Source organism: Marinomonas hwangdonensis, assembly GCF_003721245.1.
Lineage (GTDB): Bacteria > Pseudomonadota > Gammaproteobacteria > Pseudomonadales > Marinomonadaceae > Marinomonas > Marinomonas hwangdonensis.
This window is the reverse complement of the sequence record NZ_RIZG01000006.1, coordinates 1-22853: the sequence shown is the minus strand read 5'-3', so window position 1 is coordinate 22853 and position 22853 is coordinate 1. Positions and strand designations below refer to the sequence as shown.

The following is a 22853-nucleotide window of genomic DNA, read 5'->3' as shown; positions in this document are numbered from 1 at the left end:
GGATTACCAATATGCAAGCATTAATTGAAGCGGCTTTGGCCCGCTCTCGAACTGTGATGATGCTCTTTGTGCTGGTACTCATTATGGGTACTGTGTCGTACATCGAGATTGCCAAGGAAAGTGATCCAGACATTACAATCCCCATGGCGTACGTATCCGTGTCACTGGAAGGCATTTCGCCAGAAGACGCCGACAGCCTTTTGGTACATCCTCTTGAAAAAGAGCTAAAAGGCTTAGAGGGTCTTAAAGAACTCAAGTCAACGGCCTCAGAAGGTCATGCTTCGATCATGCTGGAGTTTCTTTCTGGAATAGATATTGATCAGGCCATTATCGATACCAAAGATAAAGTAGACAGAGCCAAAAGCGAGCTTCCTGCCGATGCAGATGAACCAACCGTCAATGAGATCAATCTTTCTACCTTTCCTGTTCTTCGCGTAAATTTATCGGGCAATGTCGATTTTGCTACCCTTAGCCGAACCGCAAAAAATTTACAAGAAGCCATAGAGGCGGTCGATGGTGTCTTAGAAGCGGCTATTAGCGGTGATCGTAAACAACAGGCGCAAATTATTATCCGCCCTGAACAGCTTGAGTCTTATGATCTCTCTTTAGCGGATGTGGCTAATTTTGTTTCGGGTAATAACCGCTTAGTAGCGGCTGGCAATCTTGATACGGGTGCGGGAAGTTTTTCTCTAAAAGTCCCTGGTTTGCTAAAAACCAAAGACGATATCATGAACTTGCCCATCAAATCGGTTGGAGATCAAGTTGTGTTATTGGGCGATATTGCAACCGGCGAGCTCACTTTTGAAGATTCGACCAGCTACGCTCGCGTCAATGGTGAGCGGAGTATTACTCTTGCTGTCTCAAAGCGCGTGGGTGCCAACATCATCAACACGATTGCTGCTGTGAAAGCCGTCATTGAAAGCGAAAGTGAGCTGTGGCCAAGCGAGATTGATTATAATCTTACGGGAGACAAATCCACCGATATCGAAACCTCACTTAATGACCTTTTCAACAACGTTTTGGCCGCAACTCTATTAGTCATGATCGTTATTGTCTGGGCACTGGGAATCCGCAGTGCACTATTAGTTGGTCTAGCGATTCCAGGCGCTTTTTTAGCGGGTATTTTAATACTCGACTTGCAAGGTTATACCATCAACATGGTGGTTCTTTTTGCATTAATCCTCAGTGTCGGGATGCTGGTGGATGGTGCCATTGTGGTTACAGAATACGCGGATAGAAAACTGGCTGAAGGAGCGTCAAAGAGACAAGCATACAGCGAAGCTGCCAAACGTATGGCATGGCCAATTACGGCATCTACCGCCACCACATTAGCGGTTTTTATGCCGTTATTGTTTTGGCCAGACATTGTGGGCGAGTTCATGAAATTTATGCCCATCACCATTATTGCCACCCTTGCTTCCTCCTTAGTGATGGCGCTAATTATTGTTCCAACCATTGGCTCCTTGATCGGAAAAAAAGGCGCCTACAATGATAAAACATTGGCATCACTGCGCATCACAGAAACAGGGGATCTTACCCAGCTTACTGGTGTTACAGGGGCCTATGGAAGAGCGTTAACGAGTTTAGTGGAGCGACCAATCTGGGTGTTAGTGTTTACTATTGGATTGCTGGTCAGTGTGTTTATCGGTTATGGGCACTTTGGTAAAGGTGTTGAGTTTTTCCCTAACATTGAACCCGAATCAGCGAATTTGGATATTCGCGCTCGCGGCAACTTATCACTTGATGAAAAAGACGCTTTAGTAAGACAAGTTGAACAGCAAGTGGTCGGTTTGCCCGAATTAAGTAGTGTGGTGGTGACCTCTTATGCCAATCCTGGCAACAATGCCGCTCCTGACAGCATAGGCTCAATTAATATGGAGTTTATTGATTGGTACCAACGTGACTCTGCTAGCCTTATTCTGGAACGCATTAGAGAGAAAACTCGACAAATACCAGGTATAGAGGTTAGTGCAGAGAAAGAACAAGGTGGCCCCCAATCAGGGGCTGATATTCAACTACAGCTAAGTTCAAACTTTACGGATGCCCTTAATCAAGCGGCTGATGAGATTAGTCGGCAGTTATTAGCAAAAGATGCCATCCTGACTGTGAGTGATGATAGATCGTTACCGGGAATAGAGTGGCGTGTGGATATTGATCGAGCAGAAGCCAGCCGATATGGCGTCGACGTGAACAGTCTTGGCAATGTTATTAAATTGATTACCACTGGTATCACGCTAAGTGACTTTTTACCCGAGGGAGTGGACGATAAAATCGATATCATCCTACGCTACCCCACTAATCAGCGCAGTATTGAGCAGCTTGATCAGCTACAAATTCCGACGAATCAAGGTAGCATTCCAGCAAGCAACTTCATTCATCACTACGCAGCACCAAAACAAGGGATTATTAATAGAACCGCTGGGAAGAAAACTATTACTATCGATGCCGATGTGAAAGACGGCCTCGTCGTTGATGAAGTCATAAAAGAAATTCGCGCCAAATTAGAGAATGCAAATATCGATCAATCTGTCAGCTATGAGTTTAGGGGGAATACAGAAGAGCAACAAAAATCCATGGTGTTTTTGCTAAAGGCGTTTGGTATTGCCTTTTTTATCATGGCGATTATTTTGGTAACTCAATTTAATAACTTTTATCAGTGTTTGCTGATTTTAAGTGCGGTTGTATTTTCTACTATGGGTGTATTGATTGGGCTCATGGTCAAAGGACAGCCTTTTGGCGTCGTCATGAGTGGTGTTGGTGTAATTGCGCTTGCGGGTATCGTGGTAAACAACAATATTGTTTTGATCGACACTTTTAATGGTTTAAGAAAGCAAGGTTTGATGGTTCGTGAGGCAGCAATACGGACAGGGGTTCAACGCTTAAGGCCTGTTATGCTGACGACTATTACCACTGTACTGGGTTTGCTCCCCATGGTATTTCAGCTGAACATCGACTTAGTGAATCAAGCCTTTAGTATCGGTGCTCCTTCAGCTCAGTGGTGGACTCAGCTGTCTACTGCCATCGTGGGTGGACTCACCTTTGCCACACCCCTTACCCTGATATTAACACCGTGCTTATTGGTACTTGGCTATCGCAGACAAGAAAGGAAACAACTAAACGCCTTTCAGACTCATCCTGTGATGCCTAATAAGGATGATGTAGAGGAGGTTTAAACTAAAAAGAGAAACGGGTCCTGCCCGTTTCTCTTTTTTGATAGCCTATTTATTTGTTAAAACGACTTGCTTAATTCAGCTGCGCTAACGCCCTATCAATATCAGCGATAATGTCTTCTATGTCCTCTAATCCTACAGAAATACGGATAAGGCCTTCTGTAATACCAGCCTTGGCTTTTTCATCATCGGTTAATCGACCGTGCGTAGTAGTCGCTGGGTGAGTCACTAAACTCTTGGTGTCACCTAAGTTACCAGTGATAGATAACAATTTAGTGGCGTTAATCACTGACCAAGCTGCATTTCGCCCACCTTCCACTTCAAAAGACAGCAATCCGCCAAAGTCTTTTTGCTGCTGTTTTGCTAGCTCATGATACTTATGACTGGGCAAACCACCGTAATTTACCTTAAGCACCTTAGGATGTGCCTCTAAAAACTCAGCTAATTTCATCGCGTTAGCTGAATGCGCTGTCATACGAAGTGATAAGGTTTCCAATCCATTCAGCAAGACCCAAGCATTAAATGGACTCATGCACGGACCCGCACTGCGCATAAAGGCTGTGAAGACATCCACTATCTCTTGGCTGGCTATTAAAGCCCCACCCAAACAACGGCCTTGCCCATCAATAAACTTAGTCGCAGACTGCATGACAATATCTGCTCCTTGAGTTAACGGATTCTGCAACGCAGGTGTCGCTAAAACCGTATCCACACAAAGTAACGCACCTTTGGCGTGAGCTAACTCAGCTACACGTGCGACATCCACCACTTCATACAGTGGATTGGATGGCGTCTCGAAATAACAAAAACGCGTTTTGTCATTGATCGCTTCCTCCCAGGCAGCATAATCAGTCGCATCAACATAAACCACTTCGACACCAAACTTAACAGTATAAGCATTGAAGAACTTCACAGTTGAACCAAAAATATTACGTGAGCACACAATGCGATCACCAGCACTTAATAAGCTGTAAGCCAGTGTCATCAATGCAGCCATGCCTGAACTGGTTGCAATCGCGGCCTCGCCTTTCTCAAGTGTCGCGAGACGCTTTTCAAACAAGGCGACGGTAGGGTTAGTGAACCGTGAATACACATTACCGTCTTCATCGCCCGAAAATTTACCGGCGGCCTCTTCCGCTGAGCCATAAGCAAAGCTTGAGGTCATAAAAATGGCTTCGCTGTTTTCCTGTTCTTGTGTTTGACGAATACCAGCGCGAATCGCATTCGTTGCATCTTTATAATCAGCCATTACTTCACTCCAAGCCATTCTTCCAAAAAAATCAAATCCAAAAACAACTAAGCCAGGCGTGACCTGGCTTAGTTCTATCTGTCACAAGATACTGCCCCAATTACATAGGGTGCATCATATCACTCGCTTCTTGGTCTTCAACAGACGCTTTGTTTAAATCATTTCGGGCGCCTTCGAGACTGGCCAAATAGGCCGCATCAATATTACCTGTAATGTATTTTGCGTCAAAAACCGATGTATCAAACTCTCTAACATCTGAGTGTTTTTCATCAATACACGCATCAATCAAATCTTGAAGATCTTGGAAAATCAGCTTATCGGCACCAATTAAAGAACAAATTTCATCCACGTTACGATTGTGCGCAATCAGTTCTTTCGCAGCGGGCATATCAATACCGTACACATTCGGATAACGGACTTCCGGAGCGGCGGACGCGATATATACCTTCTTCGCACCTGCTTCCCTTGCCATCTCAATGATTTCTTTACTGGTTGTACCGCGAACGATGGAGTCATCAACCAACAATACTGTTTTGTCTTTAAACTCAAAAGGTACTGGGTTCAATTTCTGACGCACTGACTTTTTACGAACAGCTTGACCAGGCATGATAAAAGTACGACCGATATAACGGTTTTTAACTAATCCTTCACGGAACGGAATATTCAACGCTTGGGCAATTTGAAGCGCTGCAGTTCGGCTTGTATCAGGAATAGGAATGACCACATCAATGTCATGATCCAGCCACTCACGTTGGATTTTAGCTGCCAACCTATCTCCCATATTGATACGCGCCTTGTAAACAGAAATGTTATCAATGACGGTATCAGGTCGGGCGAAGTACACATATTCAAACAAACAAGGACGAGCCACTTTTTTAGGCGTGCACTGACGAACATGTACATTATGATTAAGATCAAAGAAAATGGCTTCACCAGGTTGAATATCACGCTCTAACGTGAAACCCGCTGCATCAAGCGCAACGCTCTCTGAAGCCACCATATATTCCACGCCCTTCTCGGTGTGTCTCGAACCATAAATAAGTGGACGGATGCCGTCAGGATCACGAAACGCCAAGATGCCATAACCCGTAATGAGAGTAACAACCGCATATCCACCCTCAATGCGCTTGTAGACACGCTCAAGCGCATTGAATATATCTTCTGGTGTAGGAATCAGCTTACCTTCCTCATGAAGTTCATGAGCAAGAACGTTGACGAGAACTTCAGAATCAGATGTAGTATTGATGTGGCGTAAATCGGACTCAAATACTTCTTGCTTCAACTTGTCGGTATTGGTGAGATTACCGTTGTGTGCCAATGAGATACCATAAGGCGAATTGACGTAAAAGGGTTGAGCTTCGGCCGAGCTAGAAGTGCCTGCTGTTGGGTAACGAACGTGCCCAATACCGATATTACCGTGCAGTTTTTTCATATGACGAGTGCGAAATACTTCACTCACCGGTCCATTGTCCTTCCGTAAACACAAGCGTCCATTATGGCTAGTGACCATACCTGCCGCATCTTGCCCACGATGCTGCAGAAGCGTTAACGCATCAAAAATCGCTTGGTTAACTACTGACGTGCCAACGACACCAACGATACCACACATTTTCTAGATCCTCGTGTTGGGGAATTGCGGCAGTTGCCGCAAAGGTTCTTCATTTAATTCTATTATTAACTTCCAAGGACGCGGTCGATGAGAGTCGAATCAAACAAATCCGAACTCTTGCCTAACATGTCACGCGTCCAGTCATTCAACTGTCCTAACTGTGGAATTAGCTGAGATGTTTTCCAGAAAGCGGTTTCTTCAATCGCAGGACTCAGGCTTAAAAGTGACACAAAAGCGACAACGATCAAGCTTCCTCTGGCAAAACCAAATAACATTCCTAATACTCTATCGGTACTCGATAACCCGGTTACTTGTATTAGGGAGCCTAGTAAATAGCTGACTAATGCTCCAACAACCAAAGAAGCAACAAAGAGAGACACGAAAGAGACGATGTAGCGAATTTGATCATTTTGAACTTGCTCAATCAGTAACCCTTGCATCTGACCAGAAAATTTCACAGAAACAACAAAGGCGACCACCCAGGTAAGAAGAGACAGCACTTCTTTAACAAAGCCCCTCTTTAAACTCAGCAGAGTCGAAAGAATAACTACGGCAATAATCAACCAATCAATCGTCGACATAAAGTGAGCCTGTTCCATTAATACCTAAAAAAATCGCTGCGAAGTTTAGCAGATGTCTGGCTTTTTCCAACCACTTAAGTTCACAGCCATTGATCAATTTACTGAGTATTTAACCACTATGCCTGTCAGATTAAAGGTGGTTTTAATTTCCTCACGCATTTTATTTGATACTTCGCGCTTAAATTCGGGACCAACGTAAACTTTGTAAAGAGAATTGGTTGTTATGCTGTAGGCACTGTAATTGGCCTCTTTTAACTTATCAACAAGCCGTATGGCGTTGTCCTGACTTTTGAATGTCGCAATTTGAAGTGTCCACCTTTCACCAGCAGGAGCACTAGACTCAGTGGACTGGGGCGGCGTTGCATTTTGTACCAGGGGTCGATCTACTGCCGGCTTTGGCACAGAAATCAAACGAATATCGTCCGTAGATGCCTGTGCTTCTTGCTGAACGGTTTCATGGAATTGATCGATAGGCTGAGCAGGTACAATATTGATTGGCTCAAAATCCGGTGTTGGCGTCACACGTACTTGTACATCTAGCTCAGCAGGACGCTCACCATCCAATATCAAAGGTAAGACAATGGCGGCCGACAATACCATGATGCCGGCGCCAATTAACCTATAGGTAATGGTTCTATCTATCATAATATTACTCTTGATTTTGAACTAACTTAAGGTAGTGAGAAACCGTCACAAAAGAGCCAAACACCACGATGGGGCGCTGCTGTTCAACCGCTAAACGGGCGGCCGCTTCGAAAGCCGTATCAAAAGAAGCGAAGTGTTTGGTCATCGAAGTAGCAGTAGGAATACTGGCAACAAGATGCTGCTCTATATCAGCCCCTTGCGCCCCTCTCGGGCCATCCAAATCACAGCAAAACCAAGCAGAAAAACTCTCGGACAAATGAGTAACGACACTGGCAATGTCTTTGTCTTTTAACATGCCACAAACCGCAATAGGTTGACGCGCAAATGCTTTAATTCGACTGGCTAATTCAACCGCCGCTTCCGGATTATGAGCAACATCAATATACACATCTGGATCTGACGACATTTTTTGAAATCGTCCGGTCAACTTTGCCGACCGAAACAAGTCAACAAGGTCGTCTTTCAAAGGGTTGAAGCCCATGTTTACAAGCACGGCCAATACAGTCGCTGCATTCTGTAATGGTAAGGTTGGTATGGGCAAGCCATCAAATACTAGACCGTTACCAATCCATTTCCACTGGTTATCACTGACTTCGAAAGAATAGTCGACGCCTTTTTGCTGCAAAATCGCGCCAACGTCGGCGGCTTTTTTAGCAATAGTGATGGGAGGATTCACCACGCCACTCACCAAAAGCTTACCGGGGCGAGCAATACCGGCTTTTTCTTGTGCGATAATGTCTAGGTTATCACCCAGCCAATCCGTGTGGTCTAACGCGATCGATGTGATAACCGCCACGTCAGTATCAATCATGTTAACGGAATCTAATCGCCCACCCAAACCGACCTCTAACACCCAGAAATCAAGATCAGATTGATCAAAAATCCAAAAACTGGCTAAGGTACTGAATTCAAAGTAGGTAAGTGGAATGTCTCCCCTAGCAGACTCAATAACATCAAATGCCTTACATAAAAGCGCGTCATCGCATGGCACATTGTTAAGTGCAATCCGTTCATTAAAATTAATGAAATGAGGGGATGTATAGGTACCCACAGAATAACCTTGGCTACACAAATACTGTGTCAGCATGGCGCACGTTGAGCCTTTCCCGTTGGTACCAGCAACAGTGATAATTTTATGCTTAGGTCTCGATAGGTTTAGTCTGGCTAAAACCTGACTACCCCTATCCAATCCAAGCTCAATCTCAGCAGGATGTTGGCTCTCAATGTAGGAGAGCCAACTATCTAATGACGTAGGCGTCATTGAATCAAGCAACCTTGTTAGCAGTAAGCAATGAAAGAATATTATACAAACGCGGACGAATTTCATCTCGTTTGATGATCATATCCAATGCACCCTTATTCAGCAAAAACTCACTACGCTGAAAGCCTTCCGGTAATTTCTCACGTACCGTTTGTTCTATAACTCGAGGACCAGCAAATCCTATCAACGCATTTGGTTCAGCGACATTCAGATCGCCAAGCATAGCGAGGGAGGCAGATACGCCACCAAAGACTGGATCCGTCATTACGGAAATGTAAGGAATGCCCTCTTGCTTCATGCGCTCTAAGCCCGCACTGGTTTTGGCCATCTGCATCAATGAAATAAGAGCTTCTTGCATACGCGCACCACCACTTGCAGAAAAACACACCAGTGGAATGCGTTTTTCTAAACAAACGTTGACCGCTTGAATAAAGCGTTCACCAACAATGGCACCCATTGAACCACCCAAGAAACTAAACTCGAACGCTACCGCAACTAGAGGCATGCCATCCAGCGATCCTTCCATTGCCACAAGGGCATCCTTTTCGCCAGTGGCTTTTTGAGCATCGGCCAATCTGTCTTTATAACGCTTAGAATCTTTAAATTTGAGTTTATCTTCTGGTTCCAAATGCGCACCAATTTCTTGGCGACCTTCCTTATCAAGAAAAATATCGAGACGACGGCGTGCGCCAATGCGAAGATGGTGTGTGCACTTAGGACATACATCTAAATGCTTTTCGAGTTCAGGTCGGTATAAAACATTTTCGCACTTAGGGCACTTCTTCCAAAGTCCTTCGGGTACTGAGCCCGACGTACTACGCTTGGACTCGCTGCGAACAAGGGAAGGGACAAATTTATCTAACCAGCTACTCATTTAATTCTCCATATATCTTAATGACAACCGACCATGTCTTACATTTTGCAAGGCGCAACAAGAAGGCAAAACGGAATCGACTGCTAACAATTCTTTTAAATAACCTGATTTAAAATCAATCAGTAATACATTAACTTAGTTTTACAGCTCACTCAGAGACGACCAACATCCCATCTACTCATGAGAGACTTAAGCTCACTATTTCGGTGCTATTCTACACTATCTAAGACTCATTCAGGAGTAAGATCCGCCATTAAAATGTCATCTAAATGAGCATCTTTTCAAAAGATTTTACATTTTTAACAAAGGGCAGCTCACTCTCAAGATCAAAGTGACAAATACAACAATGAAATAGCACCACAGATTATAGAGACTAGGCCGTTTTCACTAACTCAATGAAGCGTTGTACTTTCTTTTTGCTTTTAATCCCCTTGGACTGCTCAACACCACCACTAACATCAACGGCATAAGGCGATACCCGCTCTATCGCGGCTTGTACATTCTCAGGGGATAAGCCTCCTGCGAGCACAAGGGGTTTAGAAAGCTCTGACGGAATTAATGACCAATCAAACACATCACCGGTTCCGCCCGGAACCCCCTCTTTATAAGCATCCAATAAAATAGCAGCGGCATTGGGATAATCATCAACCAGCGATGAAATATCATCACCTGCTTTAACACGAAGCGCCTTGTAAAAGCAGCGCTTGTAAGAAGCACACTCGGCGTCCGATTCGTTACCATGAAACTGAATGATCCACCTACTACTGCCCACTAACACACTATCGATAAAATCTCTCTGGGCATCGACAAATAAGGCAACAGGAACAATAAAAGGTGGCAATTGATCAAGAATAGCATTCGCTGCTTCAGGCGAAATATAGCGTGGACTCTTGCTGTAAAACACAAAACCAAGAGCATCAGCACCGTGATGGCAGGCGATTAGAGCGTCTTCAAGATTGGTAATTCCGCAAATTTTAACTCGACAGCTCATAAGCAGGCTCATTCACGTGGGGAAGAAAGTGTGGCCCTAGTGGGCGTGTAGGTACGTTAAAATGCTCAGGGTACTGAGCATCAACAAAGTATAACCCTGTCGGTGGCGCGGTAATCCCACCTTTCGTCCTGTCCTTGGCATCAAGCACTTCTTTGGCCCATGAGACAGGCTTTTCGTTTGCGCCTACGGTCATCAAAACACCTGCAAAGTTCCTAATCATGTGGTGTAAAAACGCGTTTGCCCTTACATCGAGGACAATATATTGACCCAATTGCCGCACCTGAAAATTTAGCACAGTACGTATTGGCGTGTTGGCTTGGCAGCCCACTGCTCTAAAGGAAGAAAAATCGTGAGTACCAACAAAAAAGCTGGCAGCCTGACTCATACGTTCAACATTAAGCGCTTTATAAGTCCAAGTGACACCATTAGACAAGATTGCTGGGCAAAAAGGCGCAGAATAAATAACATAACGATAGCGGCGGGTTAATGCACTAAATCGAGCATGGAAGTCATCAGTCACATAGCGAGCGGCAACGACAGAAATAGAGGCAGGCAAATAAGTATTCACACCCACTGTCCACGATCGTTCATTACGTTGCACGTCCGTTTCGAAATGGATAACTTGTGCACTGGCATGCACACCCGAATCGGTCCGGCCAGCACAGACAACTTTCACAGGATGATTAGCAATTTTAGACAAAGCCTTTTCTACATTTTCTTGGACACTTGGGACACCAAATTTCTGTGATTGCCATCCCTTGTACTCAGAACCATCATATTCAATAACCAGAACTACTTTTTTAATCACTTGGGAACATGCGCTCCATCATATTTTGTGCTTCGCTGATTTGTTTTTCGTTACCAGACTCTATGACATCATCAAGAATCACTTTTGCCCCCTCTTCGTCACCCATGTCCATATACGCTCTTGCTAAATCCAACTTGGTTGCAACTTCATCGCCACTGGCATCAAAGAAATCAAACTCTTCTTCTTCATCACTGCCTTCTTCATCTTCAGCGGCTTCTGCTTCTCCAAACTCAGGCATCTCGAAATCGTCTTCCGCACTTTGTGCCTCAGCAAGTGTTTCTTCAATAGAATTGGCTAACGTCTCATTTGGTGACTCATCAAAGATTGCCGATTCATCAGTATCTTCTTGATCCGTGTCATCCAACAAACTAGAAACAAAGGACTCTTCTTCTGATTGAGCCTCGTTATTTTTCTCTTCAGACAGAGCTTCCTCTAGTGAAGACTCAGGCTGCATCGTTGGAATATCCTCTTCATCCTCAACATCTAAATCAGCAAAGTCATCTTTCTCGTCGCCATCATTTGACTTTAATGTCGTATCGTCTGATAGATCATCAAGCTCATCAAAAGAGTCAAATAGATCTTCAACACTGTCTTTATCGTCTTCTAATGAACTGTCAAACTCTTTTACTAAATCCTCTTGCTCTTCAGGGTCTGTTAAATCAGCAAAATCGGTACTTTCTAATTCGTCATCAAAAGCCCCAAATCTATCTAGCTCGTCATCTTCTTCAGGACTGTCAAAATCAAATGCAAAAGGATCTTCTTCAGGGAGCTCTTTTTCTTCAACCGTTTCTTTTACAGGCTCTTCGGCAAAACTACTGGCAACCACAGGGGCAGCAGCAACGGCCGCCGCGACTGGTGCAACCGCCGCACTGGACAAATCAAATTCATCCTTATCCGCTGAAGCTTCCTTTTCTTTCTTTTTTCCTGCACGACGCATAACGAGACCAATAAGGAAACCTAAGAGTATTAGAACAACCGCCCCGATGGAAACGACAATTGGATTACCAAAGATTTTATTGGTCAACGAGTTCGCTTCTGCTAGCTCTTTTTCTCTACGTAACTGATCAGCTTCTAAGAGCTGGTCAACGGTGTTTTTCTGCTCTTGCAAGGATTGCTGAGCACTGGCAAATAACTGCTGGAGTTCAGCCATTTGCTTATCCTTGAGACTGATAAGCTGCTGCAGTGTTTCCAACTGTGTATTGAGGTCATTCAATTGACCCGATAATTCGTCTTTTTCGCGCTTTTCCTTATCGAGCATCTCTTGAGAAGCGATTAACTCCTCTTGCAAAACATTCATAGCCGCGCTTTGATTTTCTCCAGCATTAGAGCTCGCAGCATTTTCAGGTAATGCACTCTGACCAGAAGCCAATGTAAGCTTATCATCATCACTGGTTGGTGCCTGAGCCGCTTGTTTTGCCTGTGCTTGGGTGTTTAGCTGAGCTTGCTCGATGGTGTTTTCGCGATTAATATTTCTTAAAGCCATCCATGCATCATGTTGACGCTGGAACTCGCTTTTCGATATAGATTGATTAAACAGTGCAATTTGTTCTTGGGTGGGCAGACGCAATACGGCGCCTTCTTTTAGCAAATTGATGTTATCTGAATAAAAGGCGTCTTTGTTAAGCGCCTGAATAGCCATCATCGTCTGATAAATGGTTAACTGATTGGATGCTTTATTTTGATCCGCAATAGACCACAACGTATTGCCTTGGTTGACATTTAATTGCCCCTTACTAGGCATCCTCTCCGCCGCTATGGTTGCCTGACGAAACACAGAGTTTTGCGAAGCCGCGGGAGTCTCTAAAGAACTGGATTGGACCACCTCTTCCTGTGACTTCTCAATTAAAACAGGCTGATTCAGGGGGGCTTGATACTCCCTAACTATTTGACCACTTGGCCACCGAGCCGCTAAAACAAAACGCAGTTCGTCCACGTCCAACGGTCTTTCTGATGAGACATTAACAACCAGTCGGTTGTTTTCTCTTGCAACATTAAATCTTAATCGCGATAGGACCCGAGTCGGCGCTAAACCTGCTTGTTGGAACTCACTTTCACTCCCTAACCGCACCAATATATCGTCAACTGTCAGTCCGCTGACATCGCTAAGCTCAATTTGACCACGGTAAGGCTCGCCCATATTTGATTGTGAGGTCAATTCGCCCAGTTCCAATGCGTAACTGCTGGACACAAAAAGTGCGCTTGACACAGCAATACTGACGAGGGTTTTTCTGAGCATAATATTCCCTTTATTTACAAATAATGAACACGTGTTTATCAACTAGTATCTTACACAGGTAGCCATTTATCAATAGCTTTAGAATCAACGGTTTGCAGTTAAGAGGCAACTTACAGAAAAAAGTGCCAGCTCGCGAGCATGCTTTTTAGTTCAGCGGGTTATAAACTGACTTCGGTAATAAAAACCCTGCACGTAATCCACCCCTAGCATTTTTGCAAAAAACCAATCATCATGGGACTCAATGCCTTCTAATACCACTTTTTTACCTGTGGCATGAGCAAAATCAATAATTTTCGATACGAAAATCATAAAATTCGCGTCTCGTCTTTTTTCCAGCACACATCTGTCAAGCTTGATCCACTCTACTAATTGTAGAACAGCGACAGACAGCATGGACTTAGCATTGCATAAATCATCGAGCGCTGTCCGAACACCTAATTGATTAAAAACCTCAATCATGGACAAACTCATTAAAGCATCACTGATTTCTGAATTTTCTATCAATTCAACAACAACCCTGTCTTTTCCCTCCAGTTGTATCAATTCAATAAAAGGGTTATCCAATAAATCTTGCCCGCAGGCATAAAAAGCGTCTTGATCTAGATTAACAAACACTTTTTCAGCTTGACTGCGATTGCTTAGTTGAATTTTCTTCTGTGCCAATTCTACTTGCAACAACAACAAAGGGTTATCATGAAGAGAAGCGTAAACAATGTCTGGCCTTACGAATCGCCCATCAGGCATTCTAAACCTTGAAAGCGCCTCATAGGCAAACACATCTCCACTGCTCAGCTCTACAATAGGCTGATATTCAACACCAAAACGCTTTGCTTCTATCAACTCCAACAGATCTCGCTGCGACAACAAGGCCATCTAATCACCCATTAAATATAATAAAAATCATTACCAATAATATTTTACACTAAAAAAAACCTCGCTATAAAGCGAGGTTTCTTTTAAAACAATGAGTTAGAGCGAAATCACATCATTCCGCCCATGCCACCCATTCCGCCCATGCCACCCATATCAGGCATGCCAGCATCATCTTTAGGCAGATCAGCAATCATAGCTTCGGTTGTGATCATTAGACCAGCAACAGAGGCTGCTGCTTGAAGCGCAGAACGTGTCACTTTAGCCGGATCTAGGATACCCATTTCCAACATATCACCGTATTCGCCAGTTGCTGCATTGTAACCAAAGTTACCTTCACCTTGTTTTACTTTATCAACAACAACAGAGGCTTCATCACCAGCGTTTGTTACGATTTGACGCATTGGCGCTTCCATTGCACGTAACGCCAAAGCAATACCGACGTTTTGGTCTTCGTTGTCACCGACAAGATCTAAGACTTTAGTCAATGCACGAACCAAGGCAACACCACCACCGGCAACAACACCTTCTTCAACCGCTGCACGAGTTGCATGAAGAGCATCGTCTACACGTGCTTTCTTCTCTTTCATAGCCACTTCAGTTGCCGCACCAATCTTGATGACAGCAACGCCGCCAGCCAATTTAGCAACACGCTCTTGAAGCTTCTCTTTATCATAATCAGAAGAAGAGTTCGCGATTTCTGCACGAATTTGCTCAACACGACTTGTGATGTTAGCAGCAATACCCGCTCCATCCACTATCGTTGTGCTTTCTTTTGTCAAAGTAACGCGCTTAGCCGTACCCAACTGCTCTAATGTTGCAGTATCAAGACTCAAGCCAACTTCTTCAGAAATCACTGTCGCACCAGAAAGAACCGCAATATCTTCTAGCATAGCTTTACGACGATCACCAAAACCAGGGGCTTTCGCCGCTGCAACCTTAACAATACCACGCATGCTGTTCACAACAAGCGTAGCCAAGGCTTCACCTTCAACATCTTCAGCGATAATCAACAAAGGACGTGACGCTTTAGCAACACCTTCCAATACTGGTAGTAACTCGCGAATATTCGTGATTTTTTTGTCAACCAATAAGATGAATGGGTTTTCTAGTTCCGCACTCATAGTTTCTTGGTTGTTGATGAAGTAAGGAGATAGGTAGCCACGATCAAATTGCATACCTTCAACCACGGCTAGTTCGTCGTCGAAACCAGAACCTTCTTCTACCGTAATAACACCTTCTTTACCTACACGCTCCATCGCTTCTGCAATAATTTTACCTACAGACGAATCTGAGTTTGCAGAGATAGTACCTACCTGCTCGATAGCGCGGTTGTCAGTGCATGGCGTAGACAACAGAGCAAGCTCTTTAACAACAGCTGCTGCTGCTTTATCAATACCACGTTTAAGATCCATTGGGTTACGACCAGCGGCAACGGATTTCAAGCCTTCAGTAACAAGCGCTTGAGCCAATACAGTCGCCGTTGTTGTACCGTCACCCGCAACATCGTTTGCTTGTGACGCGACTTCTTTAACCATTTGCGCGCCCATGTTTTCGAATTTATTTTCTAATTCGATTTCTTTCGCGACGGTCACGCCATCTTTGGTCACAAGTGGTGATCCAAACGATTTTTCGATAACAACGTTACGACCTTTTGGCCCTAGTGTGACCTTAACGGCATCGGCAAGAACATTGACACCTCGTAGCATTTGCTGACGTGCGCTGTCTCCAAACTTTACTTCTTTAGCTGACATTCTTTTACACCTTTAACTGTTTTAAATGTTACAAATAGAATATGAACTACAAAACGAACTAGGCTTCAACAACGCCGTAGATTTCGTCTTCTTTCATGATAAGTAGCTCTTCACCATTGATTTTCACTGTTTGACCTGAGTATTGACCAAACAACACAGTGTCACCAACGCTAACAGCAAGTGCTTGCACATCACCATTAGATTGAATACGACCAGTGCCCACAGCCAAAACCTCACCTTGAGTAGGTTTTTCTGTAGCAGAGCCAGGCAAGACGATACCAGATGCGGTTGTTGTCTCTTCTTCTTTACGGCGAACAACGACACGATCGTGCAAAGGACGAATATTCATTAATCATTTTCTCCAATTAAAACATTACCAGGAATCCCCTGGCAGGACATATCTCGCGGTTAAGCGAGAATCTGAATTTACGCTTTATATACGGCTGACATTTTCAATTTCAACCCATGACATCAATTATTTTTTGTCTATTAAGTCATTTTCTTCATTTACGTATTCCCCTTCTATGATGTCGCCTTTGTCTTTCGACGATTTGTCATAGCGGGAAGTGAAATGGTAGTGGCCACTTTGCTGAGCCCCCTTCACGGCAAAAGAGCTAATGAATTTTACAATTAACCCGGCTGCAAGCAATTTTCTTAAGGGAGGAATTAACATTACCCCCCCCAACACATCGGTAACGAAGCCTGGAATCAACAAACAAACACCAGCAAAAATCAACATTGCCCCCTCCGCTACTTCAGACGCAGGTATTTCACCACGGCGCATCTTCTCTTGCGCTTTTAGCGAAGTTTGTAGCCCTTGCTTACGAATTAGGGCGATCCCCACTACGGCAGTCAAAAACACCAAGGCCACTGTTGTTAAGCCGCCAATCTGACCACCTACTTGGATGAGCACCAGCATTTCTACAACAGGAACCAAAATAAATAACAAAAGAGCAAATCTCATGATCACCTTCTATATTGCTTCTTCAAAATCATATATAAACCTAACATCTACTTATGGGCGATGACATGACTAATCAAGCGATAGAAGAATTTAAAACGCAGGTACTGATCCTCTTGGATGCCATACCAGCGGGTCAAATTATTTCTTATGGGGAGTTAGCGCGGCAAGCTGGGCGTTCTGGATACGCAAGGCAAGTAGGATACCTGCTAAAAAACTTACCCAATGACACAAGGCTGCCTTGGCATAGGGTTGTTAACTCACAAGGTAAAATCAGTTTTAATGAGGGCAGTGACGCGTTTATGAAGCAGAAAATCTTGTTGGAGCAGGAGGGCTGGATATTGGTGAAAAGCACCCTTATTCGTAAAAATCAATGAACACGAGCGTCACCTGACTATGCTGATAACGCTCGCTTCTGCTAAAAAACCGCTGAGTTTAATCTCTGAAATTAGTAAACTGTACAGGCTGTGCTAAGTCAGCACTGCGCAATAAGGCCATTACTTGCTGCAGCTCATCGCGTTTTTTACCGGTCACACGAAGTTGATCCCCTTGAATCTGAGCCTGAACCTTAACTTTGCTTTCTTTGATCATTTTTACGATCTTTTTAGCTTCGTCTGTTTCAAGCCCTTCTTTCATTTTAACGGCTTGAGAGGCACGCATATTGCCTTTAATGACATCTTCACGTTGCAAACTTTTTAGATCGATGCCACGCCCTACCAGTTTTTGATTAAGAATATCAGACATTTGTCGAAGCTGTGGTTCTGCCTCTGCCTCCATCACCACACTGGTTTTATCTTTAATTTCGTAGTGTGCTTTGACACCTTTAAAATCGTATCGAGTAGTAATTTCTCTGTTCGCTTGGTCTACGGCGTTACTCACTTCGTGCCAATCCAACTCGGATACTACGTCAAATGATGGCATTTTATGCTCCTTTGCATTTTCAATCAGGTATTTTAAAGCGATAATAACAGGGATTGAAATAAAACACCTAATGGAAACCTATTATGAAGAACTCGCCTTGGTTGGTTATCGGCGCTGGCGCTATTGGTCTTTTCTGGGCCTGTAAACTTGAAAAGCTAGGCTATAAGGTACATCTAGTTTATCGATCAGAAAGTCCCGGCAAGAGGATCACGCTTGAGTCATTCACTGATGAAGGCGGAACACAAGAAGTGATCAGTTCGAAACATAAGGTAAAAATCTTCTTAGCAAAGGAATTAACAGAGTCATACGATAAGGTGCTTCTGTGTACAAAATCTTTTGATCTCGCCGATGCCTTTAATCAGGTTTCTAATTACATTACACCCGACGCAGACGTGGCATGTCTTTGCAATGGCCTAGGCGCCCAAGAAATATTACAAGAAAGCATCCAAAACTCTCAAACCTTATGGGCCGGTACCACCAGTGAAGGTGTGTTAAAAGTAGACGTCAATCACATAAAGCATACCGGTCTCGGTGATACATTTTTTGGTGAGTGGACGCCATCTGATGCCACCAAAGTTTTTCCAATAGAAAGCCTAACAGTGAAAAATATACGTCAGAGAATGCTTGAAAAGCTCGCTGTTAACGCGGTCATTAATCCAATAACGGCCATTTTTAACATTCAAAATGGTGATCTCTTAAACGAAGAGTATAAACCGCTTATCAAAGCCACGTTGGACGAATTAGCTGATATTTTCACCCACCCGAAATTTTGTTTTATTCAAGAAAGCCAACACCTTACGTCAGATAATTTAAGAAACAGAGTGAATACCATTGCTCAGTTAACTCGGTTAAACCGTTCATCGATGCATGAAGACCTAAGACTTCGACGCCAAACAGAAAACAACTATATTTCTGGTTTTTTAATCAACAACAGCCCCATCACACTTCCTATTCAACAGCTTCTTTATGATGGTGTCGAATTTGAAGAACAGCGAGAAGAAGTCAAAAAAAAGCTGCTAAGTATCACTTAGCAGCTTGAAATTCACTCTTGTGTAAAAAACACTAAATTTTGCTGATTTTTTCTTTTGTCAGCTGAATCTTCTTTTCCTTATAAAGCGCACCAAGTGCTTTTTTATAGGTGGCTTTACTAACTTTAAAAACAGCATAAATGGCTTCTGGTGAGGCTTTATCGGTTAGTGGTGACTCTCCGCCTTGAGCATCAAGATAGTCCATAATATCGTCTAAGATGTTACGAACTTTTTTATACCCGACTTCTTGAAGACTTAAATCAATTTTTCCATCTTCACGCATCTGCTTAATAAACCCAGTGGTTTTTTCACCTTTGCGAAGTTGCCTGAACGCATCCTCAAAAAACAATACTCCCCAAAAGCGATTATCAATCACGCACTTAAAACCAATATTGGTCTTATCACCGATAATAATAGACACCTTGTCGCCGACTCTATAAGGCGCTTCTTCACGGTTAAGTAAAGCATCTACCTTCGTTGTGGCAACGATCCGATTAGTAATATTGTCTAGGTATATGAACAACAGGTGCGTCTCACCTTCCTCCACACGATTTTTTTGCTGACTAAAAGGGACTAGTAAATCTTTTGGTAATCCCCAGTCAAAAAAAGCACCTACTTGATTAACTTCTATCGCCGTCAGCGCAGCAAATTCACCGACCTGAGCCTTAGGAAAGTCAGTTGTAGCGATGAGTTTATCGTCCGAATCTAGATAAACAAATACCTCAACATCCTGACCGATGGTCAAGCCTTTAGGAACATAACGCTTAGGAAGTAGGATCTCTCCCAACTGACCTGCGTCTAAGTAAACACCGAAATCTTTTTCTTTCACGACACTTAGTGTATTTAAGCGTCCAATTTGAGCAGCCATGGGTTCTCCGACAAGCTATTTTTCTCGCACTATACGCATTTCATTAATAAGCGCAATACGGATGTTTTAAGCAAAATTTACCCTCTATTATTCATTATCTACTTTCATGCAGAGCGTAAAAATACTGTCTAATTTATGCTTACCTAATGTTTCCATTTTTATGATATTTTGATTTGGTATGTCTGTGGTATCACCATAAAACTCAATGGCTTTATCCAGACTCTCTTCTCTTAAAATATGTAACATTGGGTAAGGAGATCGATTTGTGTAGTTTGATACATCATCCGGCTCTGCACCAGAAAAACAATAGTCAGGATGAAAGGTTGCTAGCTGATACACCCCCTCGCAGCCTTGATCGAACATTAGGTTTTCTGCCGTTTCCACAAAATCTAAATAACGATGAAAGTCTTTAAACAACGTTGGAAAGACTAAGAGTGTTGTTTCTGTCTCTGAGTGTTCGTCCAACCATTGAATTTCAGATATGAGCTCTTCCAATGCAACGTCAATTTTTTTTGAGCGTACTACAACACAACGAACACGGTCTTTTTCTACTTCACGCTTAGCAAAGGGACATACATTTAACGTCACAATAAAGTCTTTAACCCACCTCATTGTTTGAGCAGTCACTAACTCATCTGATAACAACATAGCCTGTCTTCTTATAAATATTTGTCTCTATTTTAGAACAAACCACACAAAGCGTCTAACTTAACCGTTCACCGTCGATGTTTCGATTTCGAAACCACTAAAAACAAGGTATCATGATGAAATATACAGACCATCACGGTGGCTATACGTCCATACACATTGTGATCATCATATCAAACTTATGAGTCTCATTAATGGCCGTGCCATTTATCCCGCTACAGAGAGTTTACATGTCATTTGCCGAATTAGATTTGGATTCCACTATAGAACAAGCCATCAGTCATCTTGGATTTGAAAAACCCACAGAGATACAACAACAAGCCATTCCAATTGCATTAGACGGCTCAGACCTTCTCGCTACCGCACCAACCGGAACGGGAAAAACCATTGCCTTTTGTGCTCCTGCTGTCCAGCACATACTTGATCGCGATGAACAATCAACAACTGCGCCCAAGGTACTTATATTAGCGCCAAGCAGAGAGCTTGCGCGCCAAATTTTTAACGTCGTTGAACAATTGATTCAACATACTCGTATCCAGGCACACCTGATCATAGGTGGCACGCCGTATGGCATGCAACAACAACAACTCAGTGAGCCGTGTGATATTCTCGTTGCCACTCCTGGCCGTTTAGTGGAATTAGATGAAAAAAGATGGCTTGATCTGACTGATGTCACCTATTTCGTCATAGACGAAGCCGATCGCATGTTAGACATGGGGTTTGTTAGTGCAATCAATCATATTGCCAAAGAATTACCGAAAGAACACCAGACACTGATGTTTTCCGCCACGTTGGAAGGCGAAAAAATGGGCCGCTTTGCAAGTGCCTTATTGAATAGCGAAACGCAGCAAATTCGTCTTGGTGAGTCTTCTCGTATTGTTCCAAGTCAAATTAGACAGATCGCGTATCGCGTCGATAGTGAAGAACACAAAGAAGCCATTCTCAAACACCTCTTAACGAAAGAACGTGTGCAACAAGCCGTATTATTTGTCTCAAACCGAGAACACGTTGACGTTTGGGTGCAACGCATTCGCAAGATGGGTCTTATGTGTGATGGTTTGCACGGTGAAATGAAACAAGGCGACCGAAGCGAACACATGAAACAGATGAAGCGTGGTCGACTTCAGGTACTAGTAGCAACGGATGTGGCTTCCCGAGGCATAGATTTGCCTGAGATTAATACCGTTATTAACCTTCGTTTACCACGTAAAGCTGACTCCTACATCCATCGAGCTGGGCGAGCATCACGAGAAGGTGCGCCAGGTGATTGTATATCGTTAATTGATATTAATGACTTACCCATGATTGAAAAAATTCAGCGCTTTATGCAAGCCAATATAAAGTTTGGCCGTATTGAAGGTCTCGAGCCAAAAACTAAAGCCCGTTCACCCAGTAGTAAAAAGAAAAAGAAAAAACCAGTCACTAAAAAATAATGAATACTAAAAAAGGCGCTTAGGCGCCTTTTTTAGTATTACCAGAGCAGCAATGTTATTTAAAACAACAATCAAATATGTAAAATTTTCTAATCGAATTTAAGAGTATGCTGTTTTCTCTTTGCTTTTGTTTCTAGGTATAGACGGTTATGCTGGTTCACATGGACTTTAGTTGGCACAAGCTCGATCACGTCAATATTATGTTCTAACAACTGTTGCGCTTTATCTGGATTATTAGTCAGTAAGCGAACTTTAGAAACACCTAAGGCTTGTAACATCTTCGCAGCAATACCAAAATCTCGTCCGTCGTCAGGCAAATGCAACATTTCATTCGCTTGATAAGTATCATAACCTTGATCTTGAAGAGCATAAGCTTCAAGCTTAGCATACAGCCCAATACCTCGACCTTCCTGGCGTAAATACAGAATATACCCGCCCTCTTGATTGATTCGATCGATTGCCTCATCTAGCTGCTCGCCACAGTCGCACCGACCAGAGCCAAATACATCTCCCGTAAGACACTCAGAATGAAGGCGTACCAGTGGCACAGCATCTACAGAACCGTCCTGACTCCCCTCAAAATAAATTCCAATGTGCTCTTTGCCAGAGTCATCCCCATTAAAAGAGATAAACTCAGCCATAACTTTACCAGCCCTTACTGGGATCATAACTCGACGCTTTATTGTTAAATCACTCATAAATTTTCTCATTTTAAGGATTCATATTTAGCCATCAGCTTAAACCGGTTTTTATTTAGGTTCTTAAAAAAACCGACATGCTAAAAAATATCCTTTTTGAACAGCTCTACAATTTCAACCATTATACGACGAATCTAAGCTGTCGGTGAATGTAATTCACTAAACAAAAAAAACCCTGCCAAAAAAGATTTTGACAGGGTTTAAAAATTGATCTTGATAACGACCTACTCTCACATGGGATCTCCCAC

The 22853-nt window shown here is 43.3% G+C and carries 21 protein-coding genes; 4 read left to right on the top strand and 17 right to left on the bottom strand.

The window, feature by feature from the left end:
• The first annotated feature begins 11 nt into the window (after positions 1 to 11).
• Entirely contained in the window at positions 12 to 3173 is a 3162-nt protein-coding gene (locus EBI00_RS10695; RefSeq protein ID WP_123095927.1) for an efflux RND transporter permease subunit, read from the top strand.
• Between the two features lie 70 nt (positions 3174 to 3243).
• Here the strand turns inward: EBI00_RS10695 and EBI00_RS10690 are convergent, their stop codons facing one another.
• The 13 genes from EBI00_RS10690 to EBI00_RS10630 form a co-directional block, all read right to left on the bottom strand.
• On the bottom strand, positions 3244 to 4419 hold the full coding sequence (locus EBI00_RS10690; RefSeq protein ID WP_174714922.1) for an O-succinylhomoserine sulfhydrylase: 1176 nt from the start codon (positions 4417 to 4419) through the stop codon (positions 3244 to 3246).
• Positions 4420 to 4519: 100 nt separating this feature from the next.
• Positions 4520 to 6028 (bottom strand): amidophosphoribosyltransferase, encoded by a 1509-nt coding sequence (gene purF, locus EBI00_RS10685; RefSeq protein ID WP_123095925.1) that lies wholly within the window; start codon positions 6026 to 6028, stop codon positions 4520 to 4522.
• A 65-nt stretch (positions 6029 to 6093) separates the two neighbouring features.
• On the bottom strand, positions 6094 to 6609 hold the full coding sequence (locus tag EBI00_RS10680; RefSeq protein WP_241557014.1) for a CvpA family protein: 516 nt from the start codon (positions 6607 to 6609) through the stop codon (positions 6094 to 6096).
• A gap of 93 nt (positions 6610 to 6702) precedes the next feature.
• On the bottom strand, positions 6703 to 7254 hold the full coding sequence (locus EBI00_RS10675; RefSeq protein WP_241557013.1) for an SPOR domain-containing protein: 552 nt from the start codon (positions 7252 to 7254) through the stop codon (positions 6703 to 6705).
• Positions 7255 to 7258: 4 nt separating this feature from the next.
• Complete coding sequence (gene folC, locus EBI00_RS10670) at positions 7259 to 8515, bottom strand: bifunctional tetrahydrofolate synthase/dihydrofolate synthase (protein ID WP_123095923.1); 1257 nt, start codon at positions 8513 to 8515, stop codon at positions 7259 to 7261.
• Positions 8516 to 8519: 4 nt separating this feature from the next.
• A complete protein-coding gene (gene accD / locus EBI00_RS10665; protein WP_123095922.1) occupies positions 8520 to 9389 on the bottom strand; it encodes an acetyl-CoA carboxylase, carboxyltransferase subunit beta in 870 nt (289 codons plus the stop codon).
• 373 nt (positions 9390 to 9762) lie between these two features.
• Positions 9763 to 10380, bottom strand: a complete 618-nt coding sequence (locus EBI00_RS10660) for a phosphoribosylanthranilate isomerase (RefSeq protein ID WP_123095921.1) — start codon at positions 10378 to 10380, stop codon at positions 9763 to 9765.
• A complete protein-coding gene (gene truA / locus EBI00_RS10655; RefSeq protein ID WP_123095920.1) occupies positions 10364 to 11188 on the bottom strand; it encodes a tRNA pseudouridine(38-40) synthase TruA in 825 nt (274 codons plus the stop codon). Before truA ends, EBI00_RS10660 begins: the two co-directional genes overlap by 17 nt.
• Positions 11181 to 13424: a FimV/HubP family polar landmark protein gene (locus EBI00_RS10650; protein WP_123095919.1), complete on the bottom strand. Its 2244-nt coding sequence runs from the start codon at positions 13422 to 13424 to the stop codon at positions 11181 to 11183. The genes truA and EBI00_RS10650 overlap by 8 nt, the downstream gene beginning before the upstream one ends.
• A 150-nt stretch (positions 13425 to 13574) precedes the next feature.
• A complete protein-coding gene (locus EBI00_RS10645; protein WP_123095918.1) occupies positions 13575 to 14297 on the bottom strand; it encodes an EAL domain-containing protein in 723 nt (240 codons plus the stop codon).
• Between the two features lie 107 nt (positions 14298 to 14404).
• On the bottom strand, positions 14405 to 16048 hold the full coding sequence (gene groL / locus EBI00_RS10640; protein ID WP_123095917.1) for a chaperonin GroEL: 1644 nt from the start codon (positions 16046 to 16048) through the stop codon (positions 14405 to 14407).
• 58 nt (positions 16049 to 16106) lie between these two features.
• On the bottom strand, positions 16107 to 16397 hold the full coding sequence (locus tag EBI00_RS10635) for a co-chaperone GroES (RefSeq protein WP_024022707.1): 291 nt from the start codon (positions 16395 to 16397) through the stop codon (positions 16107 to 16109).
• 126 nt (positions 16398 to 16523) lie between these two features.
• On the bottom strand, positions 16524 to 17012 hold the full coding sequence (locus tag EBI00_RS10630) for an FxsA family protein (protein ID WP_123095916.1): 489 nt from the start codon (positions 17010 to 17012) through the stop codon (positions 16524 to 16526).
• Positions 17013 to 17077: 65 nt separating this feature from the next.
• Between EBI00_RS10630 and EBI00_RS10625 the strand changes: the two genes are divergently transcribed.
• Complete coding sequence (locus EBI00_RS10625; RefSeq protein ID WP_174714921.1) at positions 17078 to 17386, top strand: MGMT family protein; 309 nt, start codon at positions 17078 to 17080, stop codon at positions 17384 to 17386.
• 58 nt (positions 17387 to 17444) lie between these two features.
• Here the strand turns inward: EBI00_RS10625 and EBI00_RS10620 are convergent, their stop codons facing one another.
• The gene (locus EBI00_RS10620) at positions 17445 to 17930 is read right to left on the bottom strand and encodes a YajQ family cyclic di-GMP-binding protein (RefSeq protein ID WP_123095915.1); all 486 of its coding nucleotides are present in this window, start codon (positions 17928 to 17930) and stop codon (positions 17445 to 17447) included.
• Between the two features lie 83 nt (positions 17931 to 18013).
• Here EBI00_RS10620 and EBI00_RS10615 point away from each other — a divergent pair, with 83 nt between their 5' ends.
• Positions 18014 to 18961 (top strand): ketopantoate reductase family protein, encoded by a 948-nt coding sequence (locus tag EBI00_RS10615; protein ID WP_123095914.1) that lies wholly within the window; start codon positions 18014 to 18016, stop codon positions 18959 to 18961.
• Positions 18962 to 18992: 31 nt separating this feature from the next.
• Here the strand turns inward: EBI00_RS10615 and EBI00_RS10610 are convergent, their stop codons facing one another.
• Together EBI00_RS10610 and EBI00_RS10605 are read right to left on the bottom strand one after the other, a co-directional pair.
• Positions 18993 to 19826, bottom strand: a complete 834-nt coding sequence (locus tag EBI00_RS10610) for a CvfB family protein (RefSeq protein WP_123095913.1) — start codon at positions 19824 to 19826, stop codon at positions 18993 to 18995.
• An 87-nt stretch (positions 19827 to 19913) separates the two neighbouring features.
• Positions 19914 to 20474 (bottom strand): DUF1415 domain-containing protein, encoded by a 561-nt coding sequence (locus tag EBI00_RS10605; RefSeq protein WP_123095912.1) that lies wholly within the window; start codon positions 20472 to 20474, stop codon positions 19914 to 19916.
• 230 nt (positions 20475 to 20704) lie between these two features.
• On the opposite strand from EBI00_RS10605, the gene EBI00_RS10600 reads away from it, so the two are divergent.
• On the top strand, positions 20705 to 21907 hold the full coding sequence (locus EBI00_RS10600) for a DEAD/DEAH box helicase (RefSeq protein WP_123095911.1): 1203 nt from the start codon (positions 20705 to 20707) through the stop codon (positions 21905 to 21907).
• Positions 21908 to 21996: 89 nt separating this feature from the next.
• On the opposite strand, the gene ribA is transcribed toward EBI00_RS10600, so the two are convergent.
• The gene (gene ribA / locus EBI00_RS10595) at positions 21997 to 22605 is read right to left on the bottom strand and encodes a GTP cyclohydrolase II (protein ID WP_123095910.1); all 609 of its coding nucleotides are present in this window, start codon (positions 22603 to 22605) and stop codon (positions 21997 to 21999) included.
• Positions 22606 to 22853: the final 248 nt, after the last annotated feature.